Annotated in this window: 17 protein-coding genes; 14 read left to right on the top strand and 3 right to left on the bottom strand. The window is 36.7% G+C overall.

Annotation, left to right across the window (positions count from 1 at the left end; genetic code table 11):
* Positions 1-3: 3 nt before the first annotated feature.
* Positions 4-504: a helix-turn-helix domain-containing protein gene (locus C1N55_RS16465; protein WP_137729826.1), complete on the bottom strand. Its 501-nt coding sequence runs from the start codon at positions 502-504 to the stop codon at positions 4-6.
* Positions 505-707: 203 nt separating this feature from the next.
* On the opposite strand from C1N55_RS16465, the gene C1N55_RS16460 reads away from it, so the two are divergent.
* The gene (locus C1N55_RS16460) at positions 708-2,054 is read left to right on the top strand and encodes an MFS transporter (protein WP_137729825.1); all 1,347 of its coding nucleotides are present in this window, start codon (positions 708-710) and stop codon (positions 2,052-2,054) included.
* Between the two features lie 32 nt (positions 2,055-2,086).
* On the top strand, positions 2,087-3,070 hold the full coding sequence (locus tag C1N55_RS16455; protein WP_137729824.1) for an ornithine cyclodeaminase family protein: 984 nt from the start codon (positions 2,087-2,089) through the stop codon (positions 3,068-3,070).
* A gap of 61 nt (positions 3,071-3,131) precedes the next feature.
* On the opposite strand, the gene C1N55_RS16450 is transcribed toward C1N55_RS16455, so the two are convergent.
* Positions 3,132-3,650 (bottom strand): antibiotic biosynthesis monooxygenase family protein, encoded by a 519-nt coding sequence (locus tag C1N55_RS16450; RefSeq protein ID WP_137729823.1) that lies wholly within the window; start codon positions 3,648-3,650, stop codon positions 3,132-3,134.
* Positions 3,651-4,062: 412 nt separating this feature from the next.
* Here C1N55_RS16450 and hemE point away from each other — a divergent pair, with 412 nt between their 5' ends.
* From hemE to C1N55_RS16430, 4 genes are all read left to right on the top strand, one after another.
* Positions 4,063-5,112 carry a uroporphyrinogen decarboxylase gene (gene hemE, locus C1N55_RS16445; protein WP_137729822.1) on the top strand — a complete coding sequence of 350 codons (1,050 nt, stop codon included), beginning with the start codon at positions 4,063-4,065 and terminating at the stop codon, positions 5,110-5,112.
* Positions 5,113-5,212: 100 nt separating this feature from the next.
* Positions 5,213-6,145: a ferrochelatase gene (gene hemH, locus C1N55_RS16440; protein WP_137729821.1), complete on the top strand. Its 933-nt coding sequence runs from the start codon at positions 5,213-5,215 to the stop codon at positions 6,143-6,145.
* Between the two features lie 19 nt (positions 6,146-6,164).
* A complete protein-coding gene (gene hemY, locus C1N55_RS16435) occupies positions 6,165-7,583 on the top strand; it encodes a protoporphyrinogen oxidase (RefSeq protein ID WP_205758482.1) in 1,419 nt (472 codons plus the stop codon).
* 227 nt (positions 7,584-7,810) lie between these two features.
* Complete coding sequence (locus C1N55_RS16430) at positions 7,811-8,386, top strand: FixH family protein (RefSeq protein ID WP_137729820.1); 576 nt, start codon at positions 7,811-7,813, stop codon at positions 8,384-8,386.
* A gap of 284 nt (positions 8,387-8,670) precedes the next feature.
* Here the strand turns inward: C1N55_RS16430 and yhfH are convergent, their stop codons facing one another.
* Positions 8,671-8,796, bottom strand: coding sequence for a protein YhfH (gene yhfH / locus C1N55_RS16425; RefSeq protein ID WP_107933720.1), 126 nt, complete (start codon positions 8,794-8,796; stop codon positions 8,671-8,673).
* 293 nt (positions 8,797-9,089) lie between these two features.
* Between yhfH and C1N55_RS16420 the strand changes: the two genes are divergently transcribed.
* The 8 genes from C1N55_RS16420 to C1N55_RS16385 all read left to right on the top strand — a co-directional run bounded on the left by C1N55_RS16420 (position 9,090) and on the right by C1N55_RS16385 (position 17,557).
* Positions 9,090-9,296 (top strand): helix-turn-helix transcriptional regulator, encoded by a 207-nt coding sequence (locus tag C1N55_RS16420; protein WP_137729819.1) that lies wholly within the window; start codon positions 9,090-9,092, stop codon positions 9,294-9,296.
* Positions 9,297-9,298: 2 nt separating this feature from the next.
* A complete protein-coding gene (locus tag C1N55_RS16415) occupies positions 9,299-9,970 on the top strand; it encodes a DUF3169 family protein (protein ID WP_240758502.1) in 672 nt (223 codons plus the stop codon).
* Between the two features lie 176 nt (positions 9,971-10,146).
* Positions 10,147-11,139 (top strand): lipoate--protein ligase, encoded by a 993-nt coding sequence (locus C1N55_RS16410; protein ID WP_137729817.1) that lies wholly within the window; start codon positions 10,147-10,149, stop codon positions 11,137-11,139.
* A gap of 267 nt (positions 11,140-11,406) precedes the next feature.
* The gene (locus C1N55_RS16405) at positions 11,407-12,111 is read left to right on the top strand and encodes a response regulator transcription factor (RefSeq protein WP_137729816.1); all 705 of its coding nucleotides are present in this window, start codon (positions 11,407-11,409) and stop codon (positions 12,109-12,111) included.
* Positions 12,111-13,097 carry a sensor histidine kinase gene (locus C1N55_RS16400; protein WP_137729815.1) on the top strand — a complete coding sequence of 329 codons (987 nt, stop codon included), beginning with the start codon at positions 12,111-12,113 and terminating at the stop codon, positions 13,095-13,097. Before C1N55_RS16405 ends, C1N55_RS16400 begins: the two co-directional genes overlap by 1 nt.
* Before the next feature lie 44 nt (positions 13,098-13,141).
* Positions 13,142-13,918 carry an ABC transporter ATP-binding protein gene (locus C1N55_RS16395; protein WP_137729814.1) on the top strand — a complete coding sequence of 259 codons (777 nt, stop codon included), beginning with the start codon at positions 13,142-13,144 and terminating at the stop codon, positions 13,916-13,918.
* Entirely contained in the window at positions 13,890-15,821 is a 1,932-nt protein-coding gene (locus C1N55_RS16390; RefSeq protein WP_137729813.1) for an ABC transporter permease, read from the top strand. Before C1N55_RS16395 ends, C1N55_RS16390 begins: the two co-directional genes overlap by 29 nt.
* Positions 15,822-16,006: 185 nt before the next feature.
* On the top strand, positions 16,007-17,557 hold the full coding sequence (locus C1N55_RS16385; protein ID WP_137729812.1) for a fatty acid--CoA ligase family protein: 1,551 nt from the start codon (positions 16,007-16,009) through the stop codon (positions 17,555-17,557).
* Positions 17,558-17,732 lie beyond the last annotated feature (175 nt).

The following is a 17,732-nucleotide window of genomic DNA, read 5'->3' as shown; positions in this document are numbered from 1 at the left end:
TTTTTATATAGTAGAAACTAGCAGAAACTGAACCTCTTCATCACTATTATTCCACCAATAATGATTCCGGGTAGAGTCGAGCATCATGGAATCGTTTACACTTAGTTCAGAGGTTTTCCCCTCCAGTGAAATCGTTAATGTACCTTTTAAGATATAGATAAATTCATGACCGTAATGAGAAAATTCACTTCCCAGGTTTTCCTTTGGTTTTAATGTAACAAGAATGGGATGAAAGGAAGCTTGATTTATATTGTTAGAAAGATCTTCATAATAGAATGGGAAAATTTTGTCATCGTAGGCTTCATTATTAGAATCAGAAAAAAATATACTTGGATTAACATTTAATGCATCACTAATTTTCCTCAATGATTCGAGCGTGACATTACATTTATCCCGTTCAACTTGAGATAAAAAACTAATTGAAACACCGGTCTTTTCAGAGAGGGTTTTTAGTGTCAGCTTCTTTGTTTTTCTTATTCTCCGCAGTTGTTCACCAATGCTCATGTGCAACACGTCCTCATACTAAGCTACCAAAATTATACTCTAGAAAAGGAAGATGCTCAAAGAAATAAAGTTGTTGACTGAAAATTCCAAAGTATGCAATAATTTATTTATTAAATTTAAGTGTCACTTAAATTATTTTCAAGGCAATTATCTTTTACTTATAAATTTAAGTGGTGCTTTAATAATGAAAAGGAGGAAAATTTATGAGTAGAAGTCAAATGACGAAGGTCTGGATAGCTAGTTTAGTAGGTAGTTCGATTGAGTGGTTTGATTATTTTCTTTATGGAACAGTGGCAGCTTTAGTATTCAATCAGGTTTTCTTTGTAACTGAAGACCCTACAGTTGGACTATTGCTAGCTTACGCTTCGTTAGCTTTAGCCTTCTTTATACGTCCTTTAGGAGGCGTAATCTTTAGTCATATCGGGGATCGAATAGGCCGTAAGAAAACCTTGGTTATGACTTTGACAATTATGGGTGTGGCAACTGTTTTAATGGGCTTACTCCCAACTTATCAGGCAATAGGAGTAGCTGCACCAATTCTATTAATAACATTGCGTTTAATTCAAGGAATCGGTATTGGTGGTGAATGGGGAGGCTCATTGTTGCTGGCAGTTGAATATGCACCGAAGGATAAGCGTGGATTATTCGGAGCATTCCCACAAATGGGCGTTACAATCGGTATGTTTTTAGGGTCAGGTGCTTTAACATTTATAACATCAGTTGTTTCTCAAGAGGCATTCATTTCATGGGGATGGCGTATTCCATTTATCGCAAGTAGTGTACTAGTTATTTTTGGATTATGGATTCGTAAAGGACTTGATGAAACACCATCATTTAAAAAAGTACAAGAATCTGGAGAAATACCAAAATTACCAATCGTGGATATTTTTAAATACCATTGGAAGGAAGTTTTCATTGCAATCGGTGGGAAAGTTGTAGAAACAGCACCATTCTATATTTTTGCAACTTTTATTGTGTCATATGGTACGAATAATCTGGGCTTTACAAGCACACAAGTATTAGTAGCTGTAATGATTGGTACAATTGTTACAACAATTTTAATGCCGGTAATGGGAAGTTTATCAGATAGAATTGGTCGTAAGAAAGTTTATATGTACGGGACAGTAGCTATGATGGCTTATGCATTCCCTTATTTCTGGTTACTTGAGCAACGTACATTTGCCACACTTTTAATTGCAACGATTATTGGATTGGGTATTATTTGGGCTCCGATTACATCTGTGTTAGGAACAATGTTCTCCGAAATTTTCGATGCAAAGGTTCGTTATACAGGGGTTTCTTTAGGCTATCAAATCGGTGCTGCTGTTGCTGGGGGAACTGCACCACTAGTTGCTACAGCATTACTAGTTCGTTTTGATAATTCCTATGTCCCGGTAGCACTTTATATCATATTAACTGCTGTGATTTCCTTCATTGCCGTCATGGCAGTAAAAGAGAAGAGCAATCAAGAGCTGGATGAATTTACTTCTGGAAAAATAGATAGTCAGGATGGAATTGTAAATAGTGAGGAACAGGTAGTACACCAGTAGAAGACGATTATTTAGACAACGGGGTGTTACGAATGATTATATTAAATGAAAAAGAGATTAAAAGCTTTTATACAATCGAAAATGCTATCAAAGATGTTCGACAAACATTAATAGCGAAAGTACAAGAAAAAGTGCTATCACCTCATCGTACGGTATTAGAATTCCCGGAAGTAAATAGTACTTCTATTTACATGCCGAGTGCAGATTTAGAAAATAAAGTAGCGGCAGTAAAAGTAGTGACAATTTTTCCGGCTAACCCAGAGAAGGGCTTGCCAACAACACAGGGAATCATCGTGTTAACGAGTACAGAAAATGGTGAACACCTTTCCATGATGAATGCCTCTTACTTAACACGTCTTCGAACGGGAGCAATGACGGCTATTGCTACAGATTATCTATCGAAGGAAAGTGCTGAAGTATTAACTGTAATCGGTACGGGTGCCATGGCTTTAGAACAAGCTTTAGGTGTTTTAGCAGTTCGTCATATAAAAGAAATTATTCTGTTTAATAGAACAAAGGAACGTGCCTCTTCTTTTGCTGAAAGATTAAAAGAAATGGGCGTGAATGCCTCTATACGTATTGCAGAAGAAGTCAATGAAGCCGTAAGTAAAGCAGACATCATTTGTTGTGCTACGAAATCTACAACACCTGTATTTGATGGGAAGGTCTTAAAGCCTGGGACACATGTAAATGGTGTTGGTTCTTACTTGCCGCATATGCATGAAATAGATCGTACAACCATTACCACAGCTTCCAAAATTGTAGTGGATGATTTACACGGAGCGATGGAGGAAGCAGGAGAATTAATGGATGCGAGCAATGAAGGAATTTGGTCATTCGATCAAGTTTATGGGGAATTGCAGGATTTAGTAAGTGGCAGGCTTCCAGGCAGAGAGAATTCGGAGGAAATTACTTTCTTTAAATCTGTCGGGGCTTCCTATTATGACCTTGCTGTTGCAAAAGGGGTTTATGAGCAATCAAACAATCAAGGCAAAGGGTTATCACTTGAGGTATAAAACATAAAAAGCTGGCTCGGAAAGATCGTTTTTAACGACTATTCGAGACAGCTCTTTTTATTTATTTGTCTTCAGTTAATTTGCCTGAATAGGTTGTTACATAGCTTGCAGCATTGAAAATATTCTGTTGCTGTACACCTGGTGTCGTACGGTCTGGTTTGCTATGTGCTTCTTTAAAGGCTCTTGAATTTTTCCATGCTTCAAAGGAATTTGGACCAGTCCATTGAGTAAGGACGATATACGTATCAGAAGCAATAGGACGTAATAACCGATAGGCAATAAAACCAGGTTCATTTTCAATTGCACCGGATCGACTTAAAAATCGTTTTTCAAATACCGGCCGTCCATCATCAGAAACGGGGATATTATTAAAAACGAAATAGCCTGTTTGTTCGATAGCGTTAACGCTGTCGATTACCTCATATTTGCGCGGTGTCGCAAACAGAGATTTTCCTTCTGTTTCATGAAGCAGAACAGAATTCCCAGAGCCATGCAGCACAATCATTTGTTCTTTAGGCACATATTTTTTTCTAAGCTTTTCCATATAATCAGCAGTTCCGGAGGTTAAGTAGATAAACATAAAATCAGACTCCTCTTAAATTGAGAATGTATAAATGGTATACCATAAAAGAGCTATTACTAAACCTTTTTTAAAATTCTACGGTGTCTTTTTATTAATAAGAACAAAATAAGATTTTTTTGTCAAAACTTATGATAGAAAAACCATAATGGATTGTACAATTTTATGACATTTGGTCGATAAAACTATACATTATCTTGCTAAAAGTATATATTGGAAAACGGATATCAATGACACATTTACAATTATTGTTCAGTCAATATAGCTATTTAAAGAAAATACTATCTTGCTGAAAAAAGTTTCGCTTTAGTAACGAAAAGGTATTTATTGTAAAAAGAATACCCAAACAGAAAATACCCTAATTAGATGCTAGAGCGTAATTGAATTTATTTTTGAAGGGGAAGGTACTAAAATGAAAGCATTTAACGATACATTATTGCGCGCAGCTAAAGGCGAACGTACAGAATACACTCCTGTGTGGTATATGCGTCAAGCAGGACGTTCTCAACCAGAATACCGTGCAATCAAAGAAAAGTATTCACTTGAAGAAATTACGCATCAGCCAGAATTATGTGCTTATGTAACAAGATTACCTGTAGAAAACTATGATGTGGATGCAGCAATTCTTTATAAAGACATTGTAACACCACTACCGGGTATCGGTGTTGACGTGAAAATAAAAGCAGGTGTAGGTCCTGTTATTTCGAACCCAATTCGTACAGTAGCCGATGTTGAAAAACTTGGCGAATTTAATGCGAAAGAACATACACCATTTGTTTTGGAAACAATTAAATTGTTAACGCAAGAGCAATTAAATGTTCCATTGATCGGCTTTGCAGGCGCACCATTCACACTAGCAAGCTATATGATTGAAGGCGGCCCATCTCGTAACTACAATAAGACAAAATCATTCATGGTATCAGAACCAAAAGCGTGGTTTGCTTTAATGGACAAGCTAGCTGACATGATTATCGCAGATATCACTGCACAAATTGAAGCTGGAGCCAAAGCAATTCAAATTTTTGACTCTTGGGTAGGCGCATTAAATGTAGAGGATTACCGAGTGTTCATTAAACCTGTAATGACACGTATTTTTGGAGAGCTACGTAAAGAAAATGTGCCGTTGATTCAGTTTGGTGTTGGTGCAAGTCATTTAATCAATGAATGGAACGACCTTCCAATCGATGTTGTTGGCTTAGATTGGCGTATGCCAATTCGTAAAGCACGCGAGTTAGGAGTTATGAAGCCTGTACAAGGTAACCTTGATCCTTCGTTGTTGCTTGCAGATTGGTCTGTTATTGAACAGCGTACTAAAGATATTATCGATCAAGGACTTGAAATTCCTGGCCACATCTTTAATCTAGGTCATGGCGTATTCCCGGAAGTAAATCCGGATGTGTTAAAACGCCTTACAACATTGATTCATGAATATAGCCGTGAACGCGTAAACCAGTTAGGCTAAGGCTAAATATGATATGATGAAACTATATTATTATAATTTTGCATAAAGAAAACGTTGTTAATTATTTCTAGTAACGAATCATACTATAGAGGTGAAAAAATTGAAACCAGTACGTGGATTATTAGTAATGGCTTATGGAACTCCATACAAAGAAGAGGATATAGAAAGATATTACACACATATTCGTCACGGCCGCAAACCTTCACAAGAGCACTTAGAGGATTTAAAAAGCCGCTATAAAGCAATCGGCGGAATTTCACCCCTTGCTGAAATGACAAAAAAACAAGCTCAAAGCCTGGAAGCTCGTTTAAACGAAGTGCAAGATGAAGTGGAATACAAACTATATATCGGTTTAAAGCATATTGATCCTTTTATTGAAGATGCAGTTGAAGCGATGATAAACGATGGAATCGAAGAAGCAGTATCGATCGTATTAGCACCACACTTTTCAACTTTCTCAATCAAATCTTACAATGGTCGTGCACAAGAAACGATTGAAAAATTAGGAAGCAATCTGCAGTTAACATCAGTAGAATCTTGGTATTACGAGCCAAAGTTCATTGAGTATTGGAAGCAAACAGTCAATGATGCATTTGCTGATATGTCTGATGAAGAACGTGAAAAAGCTTGCCTTATCGTTTCTAACCACTCTTTACCAGAGAAGATTAAAGAAGCTGGTGATCCATATGAAGAACAACTAATCGAAACAGCTCGTTTGATTCAGGAAGCAACAGGTGTTAAAAATGTGGAAGTTGGTTGGCAATCAGCTGGTCAAACTCCAGAGCCATGGTTGGGGCCAGATGTTCAAGATTTAACACGTGAGCTTTATGAGGAAAAAGGATTCCGTTCATTTGTATATGTACCAGTTGGATTTGTTACAGAGCATTTAGAGGTTCTATACGATAATGACTATGAATGTAAAGTGGTATGTGATGAGCTTGGAGCGAATTATCGTCGTCCGCCAATGCCAAATACTCATCCTCTATTCATAGATGCAATGATAGACGCCATTTATAATAAATTAGCGAAGTAAATTGAATGTAGGAAGTGTGATGAGGGTGACCGGGGAGAGACGAAAAGTTGCTGTAGTAGGTGGTGGAATCACTGGATTGACAGCAGCATACTATTTACAAAAGAAGGCAGAACTGAACAATTTGCCAGTAGATGTTGTCTTAATCGAAGCATCTTTGCGTTTAGGAGGGAAAATCCAGACTTTAAAAAAAGATGGATTTATCATTGAACGAGGTCCCGAATCTTTTTTAGACTATAAAAATAGTGTACGGGATTTGGCTATGGATTTAGGGATTGAACAGCAGATGATTCCGAATAATGATGGGCGCACCTTTGTAGCGGTAGGTAGTAATTTGCACCCTATCCCGAATTTGTTAACGTTCGGTGGGGCTCTTGATGTCTCTTCCTTCATTACTTCCGGTCTATTTTCTTTAAGTGGTAAGCTTCGTGCTGCAGGAGATTTACTGTTACCGAAGACAAAAGAGGATGAAGATGAGCCAATTGGAGATTTCTTCAGACGTCGTTTTGGTAAAGAGGTTGTAGAAAATTTAGTTGAACCGTTACTTGCAGGGACGTTTGCGGGGGACATTGACCATTTAAGCATTAAGGCAATGTTTCCTCAATTTTATCAACTTGAGAAACAGCATCGGAGTTTAATCCTTGGTTTAAAAAAATCAGGGGAAACATTAAGAAATGAACATATTGAGACATATCAAACATTCCAAAATGGTTTAGAAACACTCATTGAATCCCTGGCATCACAATTATCTCCAAATTCCATATTAAAAGGTGTAAAGGTTCAATCGATCGATCGACTGAATGATGGGTCCGTTCAAATATATACGAATAATATTGCACCTATTAAATGTGACGCAGTCATTCTGACAACACCTTTCAATGCAGCAAAAGAGGTTCTGGAACATTCAGGTTTATTAGATGGGCTTCAAAAAATGCAGTATGCCACGATAGCAACGGTTACAATGGCTTTTAAACAAGGAGAATCAAAGAAGTATAAGGACGCCATGAACTTTTTTGTTTCGAGAAATAGTGACATTGCCATTACAACGTGTACTTGGTGTAATCATAAATGGAATGATGTTGCGCCAGTTGGGTATGATTTATTGCGTGTATACATCGGGCGTGTCGGAGATGAAGCCATAGTTGAACTTTCCGATAGCGATATAGAGAAAACGGTATTGAAAGATTTAGAAAAATTAATTGGTTTGGAAGATGCACCTATCTTTACAGTCGTTTCACGGTGGAATGAATCAATGCCTCAATACACTGTTGGTCATGATGAACGTATGGAAGTAATGAAACAGCATTTATTTGCAGAATTGCCCAATGTTAAGCTGGTTGGTAGTTCCTATGATGGGATTAGTGTACCTGACTGTGTTGCACAGGGAAAAAGTATTGCTGTTGATTTATTAAAAGAAATGTTTGAATACCAATATGCTTGATGAAATGGAGTTGCCTTATGGAATATAGGCGGCTCTTTTTTCGTTCTAGAGAATTGTAGATTCTAGTTCGGTTTAGAAATGATGCAGTTCAATTAGTTCACAATTTTATCAAAATTATTTGAACGTAAGTACGTTATACTAATGGTGGTTCAAACATTCCCATTTTGACTAAAATAATAAGGGAATAACCATAGATTAGCATTATATGAGTGATGGAGGAAATCTACATGAAAAAATGGTTACTAAGTTTAGTAGCAGTGCAGGCATTATTAATAGGTTGCTCATCAAATGAGCATGAAGTAGATACAAATAAAGAACCAATCGATGCAGCTGCATTAGAAGTAATGGTTGATATCCTAACACCAGAGGAAGTAGCAGCAAATGAAACAGTTGAACTAGCCGCTCATATTACTCAAAACAAAGAAAATGTGGATGACGCCGAGTCTGTTCAATTTGAGGTTTGGGAATCTGGATACCGCGAAAATGCACAAATGATTGATGGAAAATTAGATGCTGATGGCGTTTATAAGGCAGAAACGACATTTGATCATGATGGTGTCTACTACATGTATGCGCACACAACAGCACGTGGTTTACATGTAATGCCAAAACAGCAAATCATCGTTGGCCAACCAGACATGAGCCAAGTGAAAGAAGACGATAGTAACGAATCAATGGAAATGAATATGGATATGGACAATAATGAGGACTCCTCTGAAACTGAAACTGAAACTGAAGGGGAAATGAACCATAGTGACCATGACACTCAAGAAGAAAGTGAGCATAATCACGAACATGAATAATGCGTAGATGCTTTGGTCGTTCATCGTGTTGATGAACGACCAAAATTATTTCCGGGTGAGGGAAGAGGGCATCCATCTTCTGTTGAAGAACGCCAACAAAACCCTAACTAGTAAAAGTAGCATTCAAGCTAACGCTATGTAAGAAAAGATAAAACTGTTTGTAACGAAAAACCCCTCAAAGCTTGAGCGAGCTTTGAGGGGTTTGTTGTGTAAGCAGTTTACTTATAGGTTCATCTTTTCTTAGATGAGAGTCCAGAAATCAATAATAAAACGACTGACGACGACTATAGAGCGTTACATTTTTCGCAATTGCTGCTGTAGCATTCGCTCTGTTCTTCAATTTTATCTCCACATTGTACACATACTTTGTCAGGTAAATTTTTGAAAAACTCCACAACGTTTTCTAACATGCCTTCGTCCCTCCTTTTGGACATCTGTTATATTACTGATTTAATTATTTACATTGTATTATAACAGTTTGAAATCGTCAATACCCATTTGCCTATAAAAAAATAATTGTTGAAATATTTTTTAAGCTTTCAGCACAAAAGCTATAATACCTACATAAGTAATGCAAACTTTGATGAGAAAAAGTGGATAAGAATTGAATATATATATAGATATTGAAACCGTTCATCGTCTTTTTGACTATTATAATTGTCAAAAAGACAATAATCATTTACTCTTTATTTGAGGTGAAGAAATGAAAACTCGACTCAAAGAATTACGGGCAAGGGAAGGTCTTAATCAGACCGAACTAGCGAAAAAAGCGAGAGTCTCTAGACAGACAGTAAGTTTAATTGAAAGAAACGAATATATGCCCTCCCTAATTATTGCCGTAAGAATTGCGAATGTATTTAAAGAACCAATCGAAAATGTATTTATTTTTAGTGAGGAGGAATTGTCGTGAAGATGCTGGTGGTATACACACTAATATTCTTATATGGTTTATATGAATTGAAATCTAGGTTTAATGGACAAGTGATGGAAGAAAATCTGTTATATATCGTAAATTTAGTGATTGTTTTTTGTTTAATATTAGCTCGATACAAAATAAACAATGCAGTTAGAGGGAGCCTGCTTGAAGTAGAAAGTGAAAATGAAGATGATCATCATTTAGAGTTGGAAAGGAGAGCATACTCAGCAGCGGTATACATACAAGTTGCTTTTTCATTAGCAACGGTTGCAACGCTTGTGGGCTTTATTTTACTAAGAGAGAGTCAACCGGATATTGTTGGAGTTAGCGCTGTATTAATGGTGGTATCGTTTTTTAATTTATTTCCTAGTGATAAAATTATTAAAATTACAAATCCGACATTTACACTGCCAGATCCTAAATCGAAAAACTATCAGCAAGAATATTTTGATCAATTTGATGATGGTGAAAAATACGTCATGCTAAAGGGTCTATATAAAATTTACTCCTTAGTTACCTGGGGGTTATTTATCTTGGCTATTGCCCTTATGTATTACTCCGTTTTCTCTGGAAACTCTCAAATAATCAGCATAATTGGTATTGGAATCTTCTTTATGCTTGTACAGGTAAGTTTTACACAGAGTTTAAAACCGAATAAAGCAAAGTAGGCATTACAATGCAAATTCTCCATTGTAAAAGGAGGATAGCAATTCTCCTATCATTGAAAAAAATCATAACCAAAAGCTAAACCTGTAAGAAAATCATTGATATGTACTATAAACGGCATATATCGTGATTTTCTTAATTTTTCGTGTAAAATAAAGGCTATAGAGGAGTGAAGATAGTGTATTTTATTGATAACAAGGGGATTACTGACCCACGGATAAATTTAGCAATTGAAGAATTTATATTAAGAAATATGGATATTGAGAAGGACGATTTTCTACTGTTCTATATCAATCAACCATCGATCATCATTGGGAAAAACCAAAACACAATCGAAGAAATTAATACAGATTATGTTGAAGAAAATGGCATCATTGTGGTAAGACGTTTATCAGGCGGCGGCGCGGTATACCATGATTTAAACAATCTAAATTTCAGCTTCTTAACGAAAGATGATGGAAACAGCTTCCATAACTATAAAAAGTTCACGCAGCCTGTTGTGGATGCATTAGAGAAATTAGGAGTGAATGCGGAGCTTTCTGGTCGAAATGATATCTTGGCAGAAGGTCGGAAAGTATCCGGCAACGCACAATATTCAACAAGAGGCCGTATGTTTAGTCACGGTACTTTAATGTTCAAAACAGATGTGGATGCAGTTGTGTCCTCGTTAAAAGTGAAAAAGGACAAGATTGAATCTAAAGGCATTAAATCTGTTCGTTCTCGCGTAGGAAATATTTCGGACTATTTAAAAGAGCCGATGACGATTGAAGAATTTAGAATGGAAATTTTAAAATCAATCTTCGCTGGTGAAGAGTATATTCAATACTATGAGTTAACGGACGAAGATTGGAATAAAATACACGAAATATCGGCAGAACGTTATCAAAAATGGGAATGGAACTATGGAAAATCCCCACGCTTTAATATTCAAAAAACAAACCGATTCCCTTCAGGTGGCATCGATATTCGCCTAGAAGTGAATAAAGGGATTATCGAAGAAATCAAAATCTTTGGTGATTTCTTTGGTGTAGGCGATGTTGCGGACATTGAAAAGCTGTTAGTCGGTGTGAAATATGACCGTACAAGCATTGCTGAAGCATTAGATGCGATTGATACTACCCATTATTTTGGAGCCGTAACGAAAGAAGACTTTTTAAAATTAATCTATTAAAACAGAGGACTTAGGCTTTCACGTTTAGGTAAGAAGGGCATTTCAGGGATCTGGATAAGAAAAAACATCAACTCGACTTATTTTGGGTCGAGTTGTTTTTTTATATAGTGTTCTTGAGGGAGGCTGTTGTTTATGGAGCAGCGCTTTTTTGATACACTGTTATTGAAGCAGGAAATAAAAAAGAGACATCAGAATTTGCGCATACATAGCCTGAGTCCTTTGAGATTATAATCTTTAGCACTCCAATCCAAGTATGGGGGAATAAACATGGAAACTACCCGGATTTTTATCGTGGAAGACGATCAAAAAATCGCCTCCCTTTTAGCAGATACATTAAGAAAGTATCAATATGAGGTTGAAATTGTACAAAATTTTGAAGGAATTGTGGAAGAAAGTATTGCCTTTTCTCCCCACATTATTTTATTAGATATCAATTTACCTTCTTATGATGGTTATTATTGGTGCCGACAATTAAGGCAGCATACAAAATGTCCAATTATCTTCATTTCAGCACGCTCAGGTGAGATGGATCAAATTTTCGCCTTGGAAAACGGCGGGGATGATTTTATAACAAAGCCGTTTAACTATGAAATTGTCTTAGCTAAGATTCGCAGTCATCTAAGAAGAACCTATGGAGAGTATTCCTCACGCCAAGAGGAAAGAACAGTCTCTTTAGGTCAGTTAACGCTCTATCTTGAACGCATGGAATTACACAAAAAAGAAATCGAAATTCCTTTGCAAAAGAAGGAATGCATTATTTTAGATTTACTGATGGGACAAGCACCAAAGGTAGTTTCACGAGAAAAACTACTTGAAGAGCTTTGGGACGATCAAGCATTTGTAGATGAAAATACGCTGAATGTGAACATGACACGGGTGCGGAAGAAACTGGCTGACTACGGTGTTGACTCAGTCATTGAGACAGTTCGAGGAGCGGGCTATCGCTTTGTTCTCAACTCGGAGGAGCAGTAATGAGCTTGAAGTTATTTATAAAGGAGCATATTTCCTTCTTAGTGTTTGAAGTGATTGTTGTGGTATTTATTATGTCGCTTTACTGGCTAGACGGCTTCCGAAATATGAGTACCGCCATATACGCCATGATTATTAGCATCATTCTTATCGTTTCCTTTTTAGGTTTCAGGTATTTTATAAGGCAAAGCTATTTTAAAAAGATTACACAGCTCCCTCAAACAATGGAGGATGCATTACAAAAAAATGCAAAGTCATTTGAACATACTCAAACCGAAAGCTACCTGCACGAGCTCTATCGTGTTTATCAGCACGAGGTACATGCACTTTATGCCTCACAGAATAGACAGGAAAAGTTTTTAAATCAATGGATTCACCAAATGAAAACACCTGTATCAGTTTTGGAACTATTATTGCAGGAAGAGGCACCTCTTGATAAAAAAAGTGTCCAAGAAGAAGTGGATCGCATAAAAAGAGGCCTTGAAATGGTTTTAATGAATGCACGTCTTGAGAAGTTTGAAGACGATATGCAAATCGAGCGAGTGTACCTAAAACAAATTGTGAATGCAACTATCAATGAAAATAAGCGTTTATTTATAACAAAACGAGTTTTCCCGGAAACACAAATTGATGATGAATTAGTCATTGCAAGTGATTCAAAGTGGTTAAAATTTATTTTAGGTCAGTTTATAACGAATGCAGTAAAGTACACATTTGAGCAAAATAAACGAATTATTGTCACAGCAACAAAGAAGGATGCAGAAGTAAAGTTAACAATTCGAGACGAAGGTATAGGGATACCAAAATCCGATTTAACAAGAGTAACGAAGGCCTTTTTCACTGGGGAAAACGGACGGAAAACAGGTGAATCCACAGGAATGGGCTTATATTTGGCGAGCGAAATTTGTGAAAAGCTAGGTCATAAATTTGAAATTGAATCAGAGGTAGGGGTAGGTACGACGATTACTCTTACATTCCAGTGTAATTAAACCGCTTCACCAGAGTAAACTTTATGTTAAAGAGGGATGAAACTATGTCAATTTTACAGGTACAAGATGTGACAAAGGTATATGAAGGAAAAGTGACAAATCGTGCACTAAACCAGCTTTCCTTTGAGGTTGATAAAGGAGAGTTTTTAGCAGTCATGGGACCGTCTGGTAGTGGGAAGTCAACCCTATTAAATCTCATTTCCACGATTGATCGTCCTACATCGGGAGAAATTATTTTCAATGATGTAAAACCGCAAAATTTAAACAGTACAGAGCTAGCCTATTTTAGAAGACGGGAGCTTGGCTTTGTATTTCAGGATTTTAATTTATTGCCGATGCTCACGGTTGAAGAGAATATTGTGCTTCCATTAACTTTAGATCAACAGCCGGTAAAGGTAATGGAAGAGCGATTAATGCTTCTGGCTGAGCGCCTTGACCTAACAACAATATTATATAAACGACCAAACGAGATTTCAGGTGGGCAGGCACAAAGAGTGGCGATTGCGCGAGCATTAATTCATGAACCTGCCATGATCTTAGCTGATGAGCCTACTGGGAATCTAGATTCGAACAATTCCCGTGAAGTACTCGAGCTGTTAAGCAATATTAACAGAGAAAAGCAAGCAACCATTATAATGGTGACGCATGATCCGATTGCAGCGAGCTTCTGTGATAGGGTACTGTTTATAAAGGATGGGGAGTTTTTCAATGAGATTCATCGTGATGACAGGCGCCAAACATTTTTCCAACGAATACTAAATGTACTCAGTTTATTAGGAGGAGGACAAGTAGGTGACCTTTCATCAATTCGCTTACCGTAATGTCATTCGAAATATCCGAATCTATGCGGCATTTTTTATGGCCAGTTTCTTTTCGGTATTAGTATTTTTTATTTACTCTATGCTGATGTTTCACCCTGAAATTGAAAATGGTTTTTTGGGAAATGTACCCATTATATGGATGGTTGTGGCTGAAATCATCTTAGTCTTGTTTTCGTGGTTCTTTATTTTTTATTCCATGAAAGCCTTTTTGGAGGCAAGGGCAAAGGAATTTGCTATTTTGATTCATTTAGGGATGGAAAGAAAACAGCTTACAAGAATGATTTTTTTAGAAACCATCATTATTGGCTTCATTTCAATTATTCTCGGCATTATTTTTGGATATTCTTTTTCAAAGTTCTTCTTTATGATCGTTCGTGAAATTCTCATGTTGGAGGATTTGCCTTTATATCTTTCATGGGAGCCGTTCCTATTAACCATTGCTGTATATTTTAGTGCATTTATTCTTATTTCTTTATTTAGTGTTCAATTTTCACCTGAAAAAAAGGTAATTGATTTATTAAATGGATACAAAAATATCCAAATTGATGTCGACTTTACGAAAAGAAAAGCCATTCTTGGGATTGTTTTTATCCTTAGTGGATATGGTTTAGCATTATTGACTACAAAGTCCAATATGATTATGTTTTCTGTTTTTATTCCTATATTGATCACACTGGGCACTTATTTGTTTTTTACAGATACGACCCAGTATTTTGTGGATAGAATCAAAAATAGAAGGTTAATGTACTGGAAAAAATCAAGAATGCTTCCAATGGCAGAGCAATCTTTTATCCTGAAAAATAATGGGAAAATGTTTTTCGTGATGACGATTGTAACAACCATGGCCTTTTTATCCATTGGTTTACTTGCTACATTGTCATCCTACACCTCTCAATATGATAAGTTAAATCCTTTGGGTTTAATTTACAAAGGACATATTGATAATCCAATGGAACGAGAGCATATTTCTTCTCTCATAACTGAGCTAGAGGATAAGGGATTATCGTATCATCTAACAAGGTTTACCGTATTAAAGCAGACATCCTCCTTTACAAGTTTTGAAGTAGAGGTTTTTAAAGAGTCCGATATTAATAATTTGTTGTTTTCTTACGGTTTTCCAATGGTTCGTTTGTCTAGAGGGGAAGCAATGTTTATTCCCTATTCGAAGGATTCCATTAAAGAATTAGCTAAGAAGAAGGTGGAAACGGTTCTGCTTGAAAACGATGTAAGAATTACCATTGATCAAGTATATCCGGAGCTTATTTTTCCTTCGTCTATTGTCGGGTTAAATTCGATTATTGTAAGTGATGTTGATTTTAGAAGATTGATAAGGCCATATAGTGGTTTTCCGCATTTCGAGCCAGGCTATCATTTGTTTACATTTGATATTCCGCAGTGGATTGAAGCGGATGAGGTCGGGTTATCGATTCAACAGGAAGTAGCAGAAGAATATGTAGAAGAAGAGTACAAACTGCCTTATTATTTTGAAAATGCAGGATTGAATTATTCTTATATATTATCTACCTATTCATTATTCACTTTAGTTGGGTTACTGGTAGCAGCTGTGTTTTTATTGGCGGCAGGAAGCTTTATCTATTTTAGATTGCACACGAACTTAGAGGCAGAGAAGAAGAAATTCGATGTCTTAAAACGAATGGGCATCTCAAATTCAGAGCTGAAATCCTTGGTAACAAAACTTTTGCTTCCTCAATTCTTTTTACCGTGGGGAGTTGCTCTATGCCACAGTCTATTTGCATTTTTTGCTCTTCAAAATATAATGAGAAATTTTGTGAATGTTTCGATAGTAAAAGAGGTTGTCTTTGCCTTTGTCTTCTTGGTTATCATTGAAATTATCTATTATAATCTGATTAGATGGCGATATATCGCATATGTAAGGGAATAACAAAAAAAACGTTATTAATAGAATAATATTTATTTTTCGATAAAAAATACGTCATAAAACAAGATACTCTATTGTTTTATTAGAATATTTAATTTATAATATCTGGTAAATGAATATCTATTCATTTTCACTTCGTTTTCATTTAAATGGACAACGGGGCACAAATGCAAAGGGGGATGGGTGTTTTGAATTTAGTTGAACGTGTTCGACAAACCGCATTAGAACAACCCGAAAAACATGCATATCATTTTTTAGGGAGAGACACTACATACGGTGAATTTGAGCAAACAGTTAGTCGATTTGCAGCTGGTCTTCAACAACTAGGGGTAGAAAAAGGAGATCATGTGGCGTTTTTGTTAGGCAATACTCCACATTTCTTAATTTCGTTGTATGCAACTATGCGAATCGGAGCAACTGCAATTCCTGTAAATCCGATGTACACGCAAGATGAAATTGCTTATATCATTCAAAATGGCGATGTAAAGACCGTTATTGCACTTGATATGCTACTGCCTTTAGTGGAAGTAGGGGTGAAGGCATTACCACAGGTAGAAAACTGTATTATTTGTGAAACGAGCGAAGATATAGCCGAAAAATTGAATGCGCTATCAAATCGTGCGAAAGAGAAAACGCATTTATTCTCTCAAATTCTAGCTTCTGCACAAAACACAGTTAACCCTGTACCAGTAGAAGAAGATGATGTAGCGATTATTTTGTACACATCAGGAACAACTGGATATCCAAAGGGAGCTATGTTAACACATCGCAACCTATTTTCAAACGCACGAGATGTTGGCGAATATTTAGGTATGACGCCTGAAGATCGTGTCATTGCAACATTGCCGGTATTCCATGTATTTGCATTAACGGTTGTCGTAAATGCACCACTTCTTCAAGGAGCTACTGTTCTATTAGCGCCTCGATTTAGTCCAGGTGAAATTTATGAACTTGCTGGAAGCCAAAATGCCACTGTTTTTGCAGGTGTTCCGACAATGTATAATTTCCTTTATCAATTTGATGGGGAGGCAGAAAACTTCTCGAATTTACGATTGGCTGTATCTGGTGGAGCACCGTTACCAGTACAAGTTCTTTATGATTTTGAAGAGAAGTTTAAAGTAAAAGTGTCGGAAGGCTATGGTCTTTCTGAGGCTTCCCCTGTCACTTGCTTTAACCCACTTGATCGTGAACGAAAAGCTGGTTCAATTGGCATGTCAATTTCAAACGTTGAGAACAAAGTAGTCGATGAATACGGCACAGAAGTTCCTGTGGGTGAAGTAGGCGAATTAATCGTTCGTGGTCCAAATGTGATGAAGGGCTATTACAAAATGCCTGAAGAAACAGCTAATGCGATTAGAGGCGAATGGTTATACACAGGGGATTTGGCGAAAAAGGATGAGGATGGGTACTTCTATATTGTCGATCGGAAGAAAGATATGATCATTGTTGGAGGATTTAACGTCTATCCACGTGAGGTAGAAGAAGTATTATTTACACATCCTAACGTAGTCGAAGCGGCCGTTGTTGGCTTGCCGGATATGAATCTCGGAGAAGCGGTACATGCTTATGTTGTGTTAAAAGACAACAGCACGACAATTGAAGAACTGCAAGCATACTGTGCACAGCGTCTTGTAAAATACAAAGTACCGACAGTTATCGAACAATTGGACGAGCTCCCAAAAAATTCAACAGGTAAAATATTGCGCCGTTCATTAAAAGAAATTCTAAAAACGAAATAAAGCATTGAAGGTGATGTCTCATAAACGAGACATCATTTTTTATTGTTCGGGGACCAGGTACACATACAATTCTGAATATTCATAATTGTATGTGTACCTGGTCCCCAAACATTTTTTTGATTTTTAAAAATTGTTTGACATAAGGGGTGTTAGTGATAAACTTTATATTACGGAA

The organism is Lysinibacillus sp. SGAir0095, from assembly GCF_005491425.1.
In the GTDB taxonomy this organism is placed as follows: domain Bacteria; phylum Bacillota; class Bacilli; order Bacillales_A; family Planococcaceae; genus Ureibacillus.
The sequence above is the reverse complement of the archived record's forward strand: the minus strand, read 5'-3'. Positions and strand labels throughout refer to the sequence as shown.

Excerpts from the sequence above, each read along its gene's own strand:
- C1N55_RS16465 (WP_137729826.1), bottom strand. The coding sequence starts at position 504 with ATGAGCATTGGTGAACAACTGCGGAGAATAAGAAAAACAAAGAAGCTG.
- C1N55_RS16460 (WP_137729825.1), top strand. The coding sequence starts at position 708 with ATGAGTAGAAGTCAAATGACGAAGGTCTGGATAGCTAGTTTAGTAGGT.
- C1N55_RS16455 (WP_137729824.1), top strand. The coding sequence starts at position 2,087 with ATGATTATATTAAATGAAAAAGAGATTAAAAGCTTTTATACAATCGAA.
- C1N55_RS16450 (WP_137729823.1), bottom strand. The coding sequence starts at position 3,650 with ATGTTTATCTACTTAACCTCCGGAACTGCTGATTATATGGAAAAGCTT.
- hemE (WP_137729822.1), top strand. The coding sequence starts at position 4,063 with ATGAAAGCATTTAACGATACATTATTGCGCGCAGCTAAAGGCGAACGT.
- hemY (WP_205758482.1), top strand. The coding sequence starts at position 6,165 with ATGAGGGTGACCGGGGAGAGACGAAAAGTTGCTGTAGTAGGTGGTGGA.
- C1N55_RS16430 (WP_137729820.1), top strand. The coding sequence starts at position 7,811 with ATGAAAAAATGGTTACTAAGTTTAGTAGCAGTGCAGGCATTATTAATA.
- yhfH (WP_107933720.1), bottom strand. The coding sequence starts at position 8,796 with ATGTTAGAAAACGTTGTGGAGTTTTTCAAAAATTTACCTGACAAAGTA.
- C1N55_RS16420 (WP_137729819.1), top strand. The coding sequence starts at position 9,090 with ATGAAAACTCGACTCAAAGAATTACGGGCAAGGGAAGGTCTTAATCAG.
- C1N55_RS16415 (WP_240758502.1), top strand. The coding sequence starts at position 9,299 with ATGCTGGTGGTATACACACTAATATTCTTATATGGTTTATATGAATTG.
- C1N55_RS16405 (WP_137729816.1), top strand. The coding sequence starts at position 11,407 with ATGGAAACTACCCGGATTTTTATCGTGGAAGACGATCAAAAAATCGCC.
- C1N55_RS16400 (WP_137729815.1), top strand. The coding sequence starts at position 12,111 with ATGAGCTTGAAGTTATTTATAAAGGAGCATATTTCCTTCTTAGTGTTT.
- C1N55_RS16395 (WP_137729814.1), top strand. The coding sequence starts at position 13,142 with ATGTCAATTTTACAGGTACAAGATGTGACAAAGGTATATGAAGGAAAA.